The organism is Mesorhizobium sp. M7A.F.Ca.US.014.04.1.1, assembly GCF_003998745.1.
Classification (GTDB): Bacteria; Pseudomonadota; Alphaproteobacteria; order Rhizobiales; family Rhizobiaceae; genus Mesorhizobium; species Mesorhizobium ciceri.
Genome location: NZ_RZRW01000116.1, coordinates 1 through 10,129 on the forward strand (window position 1 = coordinate 1; position 10,129 = coordinate 10,129).

Consider the following 10,129-nt stretch of genomic DNA (forward strand, 5'->3'; position numbering starts at 1 on the left):
GCCAGACACAGATAATCGGCACCACCGCCGTGAGCAATTGCCGCTGACATCAAGGCCTTTTTCGTTTATTTAGCCGACTTATGTATTTCGAGTGTCGTTGGCACATGCGAAAGTTTTGGTTTTGCAACGACGCCTTGTCGCGCTATGCGGCATTGCATCGACTGGATTGACGAATGGCAGCCACCAAGAAAAAGGCCGTACGCAAGGCAAAGAAGGGCGAGAGAATCCGCCAGGTGGCGGCTATTCCCTTCCGGCTGACCGCGCGTGGCGATATCGAGGTGATGCTGGTCACGTCGCGTACCACCAGGCGCTTCATCGTCCCCAAGGGCTGGCCGATGAAGGGCAAGAGCGGACGCAAGGCGGCCACCATCGAGGCGCAGGAGGAAGCCGGCGTGCTCGGCAAGACGCTGAAGCAGCCGGCGGGCACCTATTCCTTCTGGAAGCGGCTGGCAAATCGCTTTGTCCGCGTCGACGTCATCGTCTACCTGCTCGAGGTGAGCGAGGAACTGGCCGACTGGCAGGAAGCCAAACGACGCCAGCGGGCCTGGCTGGCGCCAGCCGATGCGGCCATGCTCATCGACGAGCCGGATCTTTCAACGTTGGTGAAGACGCTGAAGATCCCTGTGCAGGTGGACCAGGCGTAGAGCCTCACTCGCCGGGGTCATCGCTTTCGGGAAACGGCCGCACCGGCGTGCCGGTATAGGCCCACAGCCACTCGCGCGGCAGCGGCCCCTTGTTTCGCTCGGCCTGCTGCGACTGCTCCCAGGCATGCGCCAGGATGCCGACCGAGCGCGACAGCACGAAAAGCCCTCGCGTCAGCGGCGGCGGAAAACCGAGTTCGCCATAGATGACGGCGGTGGCGCCATCGATGTTGAGGGGTATTTTTTTCCCCTTGCGGCGTTCGACATCCGCCTCGACCGCTTCGGCGATATCGGCGAAACGCCCATTGACGGCACCGCGTGCGGCAAATTCGCGGGTCAGTTCCAGCAAGCGCGGCGCGCGCGGGTCGACGGGATGGAAGCGATGTCCGAGCCCCGGCACATAGCCCTTCTCCTCGGCGAAGAACCGGTCGAGCCGCGCCGAGACCGCCTCATTCAGCGTCATCCCGGCATCAATCGCCACGGCAATGTCACCATAAAAGGAAAGCGCCTGCTCGCCGGCGCCTCCATGCACGTCGCCGAGAACGTTGATGGCCGAGGCCATGGCGCTGTTGATACCGACGCCGCAGGTTGCAGCCATGCGCGCGATGGCAATCGATGGCGCCTGCGGTCCATGGTCGACGGCGGCAGCCAAGGCAATGCCGAGCAATTCTGCCTGGTCCTCGCTGGGCAGTTCGCCGCGCAGCATCAGCCAGATGACAGCCGGAAAGCTGACGCGGCCGATCAGATCCTGGATCTCGTAGCCACGCAGCCGGATGACACCTGGCCGCATCTCGATGATGTCGGTCTGCCACCATTCCTCGCCGCGCTCACGGCCCGTCTTCTTCTCCGTGCCGCTCATGCGCGTGCCTTTGTCCTGGTGCGGGGCGGCAGGTCGGCGAACACCTCGCTCATATGTTCGCCGAGCGCCGGCGGCGGCTTTGTCGGCAAGGGCGCCTCGCCATCGACCATGAAGCCGCCGCGCAAAACGGTCAGCGGCTTCTTCATGCCAGCCACATCGTCGAAATGCGCGGTCACCTGGCGCTCGAGGACTTGGGGCTCGGCCAGCACTTGCGGGATCGTCAGCACCCTGCCGGCAGGCACGCCGGCGCGATTGAGCGTCTCTTCCCAGGCCGCCGCCGAGGCGCCCGCCAGGGCGTCCTCGATCTCGACTTTAAGCGCCGCACGGTTGCGCTTGCGCGTCTCGCGCTCTGCATAGCGGACATCGGAAGCCAATTCCGGCCGGCCGATCAGCCGGCACAGCGCCACGAACTGCTCCTGCTTGTTGGCAGCGATGTTGATGAGCCCGTCGCCGGTGCGAAACGCACCGGAGGGTGCCGCCGTCATGTTCTCGTTGCCCATCGGCATGGGGTCGATACCTGCGGTCAGATAGTTGGAAACCGGCCAGCCAAGTGCGGAAAGTGTGCATTCGAGCATCGAAACGTCGAGAAAGGCACCCTCGCCGCTCGTCTTCTGCCGCACCAGCGCCGAGGCGATGGCGAACGCGCCGACCAGTCCGCCAAGCGTATCGGCGACGGGATAGCCGACCCGCAGCGGCGCCGCTTCCGGTGTGCCGGTGATGCTCATGATCCCAGACAGGCCCTGGATGATCTGGTCATAGGCGGGATTGTCGCGCATTGGCCCGGTCTGGCCGAAACCCGATATCGCGCAATAGACGAGGCCCGGACGGACCGTCTTCAGTGCCTCGTAGCCAAGCCCCAGCCGATCCATCACGCCGGGGCGGAAATTCTCCACCAGTGCGTCGGCGCTGGCCACCAGATCGAAAAAGCGCTCGCGATCGGCTTGCTTCTTGAGGTCGAGCACAACCGACCGTTTGCCGGCGTTCTGAGCCAGGAACGAGGCGCCCATGCCGGCGCTGTTCAGCTTTGCCGAGCCGCCGAGCTGGCGGGCGAGGTCGCCGCCTTGCGGCGCCTCGACCTTGATCACGTCGGCGCCCAGCAGCGCCAGCTGATAGGCACAGTAGGGACCGGCCAGGACATTGGTCAGGTCGAGGACGCGAATACCGGAAAGCAGTTCTGTCATGGCATCAGGGATCGATCAGGCATCGCCGGGCACATGCTCCGGTCCGCGCCGACGACGATGCTCGATGAAGGCCCAGATATGCGGGCCGGCGAGACCGATGAAGGCGAGCGTCAGCAGTGTCAGCGACAGTTTGTGGGTGTAGAACACGGACCAGTCGCCATTCGAGATAGTCATCGCCCGGCGGAACTGGGTTTCGGCGAGCGGCCCAAGGATCATGCCGATGATGACAGGCGCGGTCGGAAAATCGAACCGCCGCATCAGGAAACCGGCGGCCCCCAGCAGATAGAGGATGACGAGGTCGATGGGCGATTGCGAAATGCCATAGGTGCCGACCGTGGCGAACACCAGGATGCCGGCATAGAGCTGCGGCGCCGGGATTTTCAGCAGCCGCACCCACAGCCCGATCAGCGGCAGGTTGAGGATGACCAGGATGACGTTGGCGATGAACAGGCTGGCGATCAGCCCCCAGACGAGGTCGCCCTGGGTCGTCAAAAGCAGTGGTCCGGGATTGATGCCGTAGCTCTGGAACGCCGACAGCATGATCGCCGCCGTCGCCGAGGTCGGCAGGCCAAGCGTCAGCATCGGCACCAGCACGCCGGCTGCGGACGCATTGTTGGCGGCCTCGGGGCCGGCAACGCCTTCGATGGCGCCGACCGTGCCGAACTCCTGCTTGTGCTTCGACAGCTTCTTTTCGATGGCATAGGACAGGAAAGTCGGGATTTCGGCGCCGCCCGCCGGCATGGCGCCGATCGGGAAGCCGATCGCGGCGCCGCGTAGCCAGGGTTTCCACGAACGCCCCCACTCGGCCGCCGTCATGTAGAGCGAGCCCTTCAGCGGCACGATCTCGTCCTTGCCGGCATAGCGGCGCGAGGCCATGTACAGCGTCTCGCCGACCGCAAACAGGCCAACGGCGGCGATGATGACGTCGACGCCGTCGAGCAGTTCGGTCATGCCGAAGGTGAAGCGCGGCTGGCCGGTCTGCAGGTCGACGCCGATCATGCCGATGACGAAGCCTGCGAACAGGCTGGTCAGGCCGCGAACGGAAGACGAGCCGAGCACCGCCGAGACGGTGATGAAGGCCAGCACCATCAGCGAGAAATATTCGGCCGGACCGAAGGCCAGCGCGAATTTGACCACCACCGGCGCCAGGAAAGCGACGCCCATCGTGCCGATCGTGCCGGCGACGAACGAGCCGATCGCCGAAGTGGCGAGGGCTGCACCGCCGCGGCCGGAACGCGCCATCCTGTTGCCTTCCAGCGCGGTGACGATGGTGGCGCTTTCGCCGGGCGTGTTGAGCAGGATCGACGTCGTCGAGCCGCCGTACATGGCGCCGTAATAGATGCCGGCAAACAGGATGAAGGATGCCTCCGGCGCCACCTGATAGGTGATCGGCAAAAGCAGCGCGATGGTCAGCGCCGGCCCAAGACCGGGCAGCACACCGATGGCGGTACCAAGCGTGGTGCCGAGCAGGCACCACAGAAGGTTGACCGGGGTGAAGGCGACCGAGAAGCCATGTGCCAGATGTCCGAGCGTTTCCATGGCGTCAGCCCCTCAACATGGTGATGAACGCATCGATGACCGTGTTCAGCTGGTTCTCGATGAAACCGGCACCGATGTTGACGCCGAGCGCCCTGGCGAAGCCGAAATAGGCGGCCAGCGCCAGGATAAGGCCGAGCACGACGTCCCGCAGCGTACGCTTGCTGCCGAAGCCGTAGCAGACGAGCACGAACATGATGACGGATGCCGCCGTGAAGCCGAGCGGTTGGATGAGCAGCAGATTGGCGATCAGGCCGATAACGACGAAGCCCATTGCCTTCCAGTCGGTCGGCGTCTCCTTTTCCTCCTCCGGCTGCCAGCCGCCGCGAAGCGCGGCAAGGATGAGCAACAGCGAAAGTACCACCAGGCCAACCATGGTAAGGTAGGGAAAGACGGTCGGGCCGACCTTGGAGTAGAGCGGCGACACCGGGATCGCCAGCGTCTGCCAGGCGACGGCGCCGGCGCAGGCCAGGAGCCCGATGCCTATCAACAATTCCGGCACGGCAAGCCGCGACGGCGCCGCCTGCTGGTCGCTGGTGCTCATGATTGTCCTCCCCAGGAGAGCTGGCCAAGTATGGTTGGCGGAAATGCCCGGCGCCGCATGCTTGCTCCCCACCGCAGGGTCATGCCGGCTTGCATTTCATGCGAGAAGGGGCGACCTGCGCCGCCCCTATGACGATGGATCAGGCGAGCCCGAGATCCTTCAGGATCGCCTCGATGCGGGCTGAATCCTCGGTGACGAACTTCGCATAGTCGTCGCCGGTGAGCAGGATCGGCGTCCAGTTGCGGTTCTTGCATTCGGTCGCCCACGCGTCGCTCTTGGCCATGGTCTCGATCAGGGTGATCATCGCTGCCTTGTCGGCGTCGGAAATACCCGGCGGTGCGAAGACGCCGCGCCAGTTGAACAGTTCGACATCGATGCCGGCCTCCTTCAGCGTCGGCGCATCGATGCCGTCCTGGCGCTTGTCTGCCGAGATGGCGAGCAGCCGCAGCGCGCCCGCCTTGACCTGCTCGGAGAACTCGCCAAAGCCGGAGATGCCGGCCGCGACCTGGTTGCCGAGCAGCGCCGACAACGCCTCACCGCCGCCGGCGAACGGCACGTAGGACAGGTTTGTCGCCGGCACGCCGACAGTCTTGGCAATCAGGCCGAACAGGATGTGATCGGAACCGCCTGCGGAGCCGCCGGCGACAGGAACCTTTGTCGGATCGGCCTTGAGCGCGGCGACGAAATCAGCGGCCGTCTTGAACGGCGACTCCGCCGGCACGACCAAGGCCTCGAACTCGCCGGTAAGGCGGGCGATCGGGGTGACCTGCGTCAGATTGTTGGCGGCCTTGTTGGCAATGATGGCGCCAACCATGACCATGCCGGCAACCATCAGGGAATTGCCTTTGCCGTTCCACTGGCTGATGAATTGCGGCAGCCCGACAGTCCCGCCGGCGCCGCCGACATTGGTGATCTGCGAACCCGAGATGAGCTTTTCACTGCGCAGCACCTGGTCGATCGTGCGCGCCGTCTGGTCCCAGCCACCACCCGGTGCGGCAGGCACGAAGAGCTGTATCTGGGGCGCGCCTTCGGCCAAAGCGGGAGAAAGATGCGACGTCATCAGCCCGGCACCCACGGCTGCGGTGCTCATCAAAAATCTGCGTCTGTCCAGCATGGGATTCCTCCAAATCACGACACCTCCTCCGGTGCCCGCCAAAACGCGCCTGCATCCAGACCCGTCATCGATTTCAAGCAGATGTTACGGAGTTCTGTCAACGGAAACGATATTCTACTGGACAGAACGATTTGGCGGCGCGACACAGTCGCGTCGCTCGGCTTTCTTCAAACTGGAACCGCCATGGATTCGCCAAGCAAATCGGCAGATGCGGAAATCGACCGCGCCGAAGGTGTTGCAGCACTCGATCGGGCGATTGCCATCCTCGATGCCTTCAGCACGGAGGACCGGTCGCTCAGCCTAGCCGAAATCGCGGCGCGCACCGGCCTCTACAAGAGCACCATCCTGCGGCTTGCGAATTCCCTTTTGCGCGGACGATTGCTCGAGCGCCTCGACAATGGGCGCTACCGCGTCGGACCCGCGACGTTTCGGCTCGGTGCGCTCTACCAGCGTTCGGTCGTGGCGGTCGACATCCTGCTGCCGATCATGCGCGATCTTTCCGAGCGAAGCTGGGAAAGCGTTGCCTTCTACGTTCGCTCGGGCGATGTCCGCACCTGTCTTTACCGCGTCGAATCCAAGCACCCGATCCGCTACACGATACGCGAAGGCGACGTATTGCCTTTGCTGCTCGGCTCGGGCGGCCGCGTGCTCGCAGCGTTTTCGGGCCAGCAGGGCGAACCCTACGAGACCATCCGCAAGACCTGCAACTGTCTCGCCGTCGGCGACCGCGACCCCGAGACCGGGGGCGTGTCGGCGCCGGTATTCGGGCCAGGGGGCGTCCTGCTCGGCGCCTTGACCCTGGCTGGACCAAGCACGCGCGTCGACGCGGCCTTTCTGCAGCGCATGAAGCGTCCGCTGCTCGAGGCAGCGGCCCGCGCCACCCGCGCCTTCGGCGAGGACGCCTCAATGCTCGAGCAGGCAAGCCTGGCAGCGGACGCCCTGCCGTAGAATGCGGCCTGATTGGAAGGCTCGCCCAGTTCAACTTGACCAGAACCACACGGCGGTTCTTGGCGCGGCCCGCTTCGTCATCGTTGCTGGCGACAGGTGCCATCATGCCGGCGCCCGCAGCGGTCAGCCGCGCCGCTCAGGTCACCGCGCCAGCAGGATAGTCGGAGCGTCGTGATAGGTGGTCTTTACCACTTCCCGGTAACCGCACTTGGCAGCCACCCTCAGCGAAGCGCCATTTTCCGGATCGATGATACAGACGGTCTTCTCGCGCCCGAAAATCACTTCGCCCCATGCCAGGACGCGGCCAACCACCTCGGTGGCGAAGCCCGCCCCGTGCACGGCCGGAACCAGCGCCCACCCGGCCTCGGGAATGCCTTCGATCGATGGTTCCATGTCGCGCTTCAGATCGTGAAACCCGGCCTCGCCGATGAAGCGCCCGGTCGCCTTCTCCTCGATCGCCCAGAAGCCATAGCCAAGCAACGACCACAGGCCGGCGTGACGCAGGAAGCGCATCCAGCTTTCTTCGCGCGTGCGCGGCTTGCCGCCGATGAAGCGGGTGACGACGGGATCGGTCCACATCGCGGCATAGGTGTCGAAATCATCCAGGCGGTGTGCCCGCAGGATGGTTCGCTTCGTTTCGATGACAGGAGCACTGGTCGCTTGCGGATTGTTCATGGGATCTGCCTCGCACGGATCGCCAGCGCTTAGCAAATCGCCGGTGCTGCGCAAGGGGCCAGGGCAACACGGCCCATCATCCAGGCGCCGCTATGGGAATTTTGCGCGACGATGTTATTTTTCACCGCAGGCTGATTCAACACCCGCCAGCGCGACCTTTTTTCAGGCGCGCATTGGTGGCGTCAAACCCAGGGAAAAGAGCATGGATACCACCGATCTTGTGCTTGCGATCTTCCATCATCTGCTGGTGTTTTCGCTGGCGGGGATCATCGGCGCCGAATTCGTCCTGATCCGCGGCGATCTGGGTGCTGCGACGCTCAAGAGGCTCGCCGGCATCGACCGCCATTACGGCGTCATCGCCGCGCTGATCATCGTCGTCGGCATCGGCCGCGTCTTCTATGGCCTCAAGGGCTGGGAATTCTACGTCTACAACTGGGTGTTCTGGGCCAAGATAGCGGCGTTCGGCGCTGTCGGCCTGCTGTCGATCATCCCGACCGTCCGCTTCATATCCTGGAACAGGCAGGCGAGCGGCAATGCCTCGTTCCAGGTGCCGGCGACCGAACTTGCGTCCGTGAAGACCTATATCCGCGCCGAAGCTTTCATCTTCCTGCTCATCCCGGTCTTCGCCGCGGCGATGGCGCGCGGCTACGGCTACTAGGGTGGCGATCACCCTCCGACATTATCCACCCATCGAGTGCGGATGTTTGCGGATATCGGCAGTTTGCCGCCCAGTTGCTATTTGCTAGCTTGCCCTAGTTGTTGCTTCATGCGCAGCCGGTGTTGAGAGGAGATCCGCGCGGCGTTGGAGATTCATATCCCGGGAGGAGATCACGATGAGAAGATTTGTCGCCGCTCTGGCTGCTGCCGCGGCCGTCACGCTTTATGGGTTCGCGGCCAGCGCGCAGACCTATCCTGAACGAACCATCACCGTTGTGGTACCGTTTGCCGCCGGCGGTCCGACCGACACGGTCACGCGCCTCGTCGCCGAAGCGATGTCGAAGGATCTCGGCCAGCAGGTCATCGTCGAGAATGTCGGCGGCGCCGGCGGAACGCTGGGTGCCGGCCGCGTCGCCAACGCCGAGCCTGACGGCTATACGCTGCTGCTCCATCATATCGGCATGGCGACAAGTGCGACGCTGTACAGAAAGCTCGCCTACGACACGCTGAACGCCTTCGAATATGTCGGCCTCGTCACCGAGGTGCCGATGACCATCGTCGGCCGCAAGGACCTGGAGCCGACCGATCTCAAGGGGTTGGTGGAGTACGCCAAGGCCAACAAGGATTCCATAACCGTCGCCAATGCCGGCATCGGTGCGGCCTCGCATCTGTGCGGCATGCTGTTCATGAGCGCCATCAAGACGCCGCTGGTCACCGTGCCCTACAAGGGCACCGGCCCGGCCATGACCGATCTCCTCGGCGGTCAGGTCGACATCATGTGCGACCAGACGACCAACACCACCAAGCAGATCCAGGGCGGCACCATCAAGGCCTATGCCGTCACCTCGCCGGAGCGCCTCGATGTGCTGAAAGACGTCCCGACGACGGTGGAAGGCGGCCTTCCCGAAGTGCAGGTCGGCATCTGGCACGGTCTCTATGCACCCAAGGGCACACCGGCCGGGATCACCGAACGCCTGTCGAAATCGCTTCAGGTCGCGCTGAAGGACCAGAACGTCGCGGCCCGCTTCGCCGAACTCGGCACCAAGCCATCGCCCGAGGCCGATGCGACGCCCGCCGCACTGAAGGCCAAGCTGGAAAGTGAGATCGCGCGCTGGAAGCCGATCATCGAAGCCGCCGGCCAGTATGCCGACTGAGGTTTGAACAGGGGCGCCACCGGCGCCCCTGTTCGCTCGGCATCCGCTACGCACCGCGGCTTGGGAGAACCATCATGAAACCTTTCGCGATCGACAGGGCCAACGGCCTGTGCGCCGCCCTGTTCATCGGTTTCGGCGCATGGTTCGCGCTGCAATCGCTCGGCCTCGAAATCGGCACCGCGTTGCGCATGGGGCCAGGCTATTTTCCGCTGGTCCTGGCGATCGTGCTGGTCCTGCTTGGCGCCGTCATTCTCGTCCAGGCTGTACGCGTCGAGGGCGAAGCGGTCGGGCATATTGCGTGGCGCGGCATGCTGCTCATCCTGCCTGCTCCGATCTTCTTCGGCCTGACGGTGCGCGGCCTCGGATTCATCCCGTCGATCTTCCTGACGGCGCTGATCGCGTCGTTTGCCAGCCGCTGCATGAAGCCGTTGACCGCGCTCGTGCTGTCGGCCGGCCTGACATTGTTTGCATTCCTTGTCTTCAGCTACGCGCTCGGCCTGCCGTTCCGCCGCTTCGGCCCGTGGCTGGCCCCGTGGTTGGTGTCGTAAGGCGATGAGCATGGATCTGCTCGACAACCTTGCGCTCGGCTTTTCGACGGCGACGTCGCTGACCAACCTCGGTTTCTGCCTGATCGGCGTCCTTCTCGGCACGCTGATCGGCGTCCTGCCCGGCATCGGCGCCACCGCGACCATCGCCATGCTTTTGCCCATCACCTTCCAGATCGGCGACCCGGTTTCCTCCCTCATCATGCTCGCCGGCATCTATTACGGTGCGCAATATGGCGGCTCGACCAACGCCATTTTCATCAACATGCCCGGCG

General features: G+C 64.2%; 12 protein-coding genes and 1 pseudogene. 6 read left to right on the plus strand and 7 right to left on the minus strand.

Annotation, left to right across the window (positions count from 1 at the left end; translation table 11 throughout):
* Positions 1 to 173: 173 nt before the first annotated feature.
* The gene (locus tag EOA22_RS10670) at positions 174 to 644 is read left to right on the plus strand and encodes an NUDIX hydrolase (RefSeq protein ID WP_127389962.1); all 471 of its coding nucleotides are present in this window, start codon (positions 174 to 176) and stop codon (positions 642 to 644) included.
* A 4-nt stretch (positions 645 to 648) separates the two neighbouring features.
* Here the strand turns inward: EOA22_RS10670 and EOA22_RS10675 are convergent, their stop codons facing one another.
* The 5 genes from EOA22_RS10675 to EOA22_RS10695 all read right to left on the minus strand — a co-directional run bounded on the left by EOA22_RS10675 (position 649) and on the right by EOA22_RS10695 (position 5,875).
* Positions 649 to 1,500 carry a citryl-CoA lyase gene (locus tag EOA22_RS10675; RefSeq protein WP_063168996.1) on the minus strand — a complete coding sequence of 284 codons (852 nt, stop codon included), beginning with the start codon at positions 1,498 to 1,500 and terminating at the stop codon, positions 649 to 651.
* Positions 1,497 to 2,681, minus strand: coding sequence for a CoA transferase (locus tag EOA22_RS10680; protein WP_063168997.1), 1,185 nt, complete (start codon positions 2,679 to 2,681; stop codon positions 1,497 to 1,499). Before EOA22_RS10680 ends, EOA22_RS10675 begins: the two co-directional genes overlap by 4 nt.
* A 15-nt stretch (positions 2,682 to 2,696) precedes the next feature.
* Positions 2,697 to 4,220: a tripartite tricarboxylate transporter permease gene (locus EOA22_RS10685; RefSeq protein WP_013529613.1), complete on the minus strand. Its 1,524-nt coding sequence runs from the start codon at positions 4,218 to 4,220 to the stop codon at positions 2,697 to 2,699.
* Positions 4,221 to 4,224: 4 nt separating this feature from the next.
* The gene (locus EOA22_RS10690) at positions 4,225 to 4,761 is read right to left on the minus strand and encodes a tripartite tricarboxylate transporter TctB family protein (protein WP_063168998.1); all 537 of its coding nucleotides are present in this window, start codon (positions 4,759 to 4,761) and stop codon (positions 4,225 to 4,227) included.
* A gap of 139 nt (positions 4,762 to 4,900) precedes the next feature.
* Positions 4,901 to 5,875, minus strand: a complete 975-nt coding sequence (locus tag EOA22_RS10695) for a tripartite tricarboxylate transporter substrate-binding protein (protein WP_013529611.1) — start codon at positions 5,873 to 5,875, stop codon at positions 4,901 to 4,903.
* A gap of 183 nt (positions 5,876 to 6,058) precedes the next feature.
* On the opposite strand from EOA22_RS10695, the gene EOA22_RS10700 reads away from it, so the two are divergent.
* A complete protein-coding gene (locus tag EOA22_RS10700; protein WP_013529610.1) occupies positions 6,059 to 6,823 on the plus strand; it encodes an IclR family transcriptional regulator in 765 nt (254 codons plus the stop codon).
* A 34-nt stretch (positions 6,824 to 6,857) separates the two neighbouring features.
* Here the strand turns inward: EOA22_RS10700 and EOA22_RS38770 are convergent.
* Both EOA22_RS38770 and EOA22_RS10710 read right to left on the minus strand, forming a co-directional pair.
* Positions 6,858 to 6,959 (minus strand): annotated as a pseudogene (locus tag EOA22_RS38770) (DUF4892 domain-containing protein); the annotation flags it as partial.
* Between the two features lie 5 nt (positions 6,960 to 6,964).
* Positions 6,965 to 7,498: a GNAT family N-acetyltransferase gene (locus EOA22_RS10710; protein ID WP_013529609.1), complete on the minus strand. Its 534-nt coding sequence runs from the start codon at positions 7,496 to 7,498 to the stop codon at positions 6,965 to 6,967.
* A gap of 202 nt (positions 7,499 to 7,700) precedes the next feature.
* Here EOA22_RS10710 and EOA22_RS10715 point away from each other — a divergent pair, with 202 nt between their 5' ends.
* The 4 genes from EOA22_RS10715 to EOA22_RS38775 all read left to right on the plus strand — a co-directional run.
* Positions 7,701 to 8,156 carry a DUF2214 family protein gene (locus EOA22_RS10715; protein ID WP_024502811.1) on the plus strand — a complete coding sequence of 152 codons (456 nt, stop codon included), beginning with the start codon at positions 7,701 to 7,703 and terminating at the stop codon, positions 8,154 to 8,156.
* A gap of 175 nt (positions 8,157 to 8,331) precedes the next feature.
* Positions 8,332 to 9,309, plus strand: coding sequence for a tripartite tricarboxylate transporter substrate-binding protein (locus EOA22_RS10720; protein WP_063168999.1), 978 nt, complete (start codon positions 8,332 to 8,334; stop codon positions 9,307 to 9,309).
* A 74-nt stretch (positions 9,310 to 9,383) separates the two neighbouring features.
* Positions 9,384 to 9,857 carry a tripartite tricarboxylate transporter TctB family protein gene (locus EOA22_RS10725; RefSeq protein WP_063169000.1) on the plus strand — a complete coding sequence of 158 codons (474 nt, stop codon included), beginning with the start codon at positions 9,384 to 9,386 and terminating at the stop codon, positions 9,855 to 9,857.
* 10 nt (positions 9,858 to 9,867) lie between these two features.
* The coding region (locus EOA22_RS38775; RefSeq protein ID WP_245478616.1) for a tripartite tricarboxylate transporter permease at positions 9,868 to 10,129 on the plus strand (262 nt) is incomplete at its 3' end.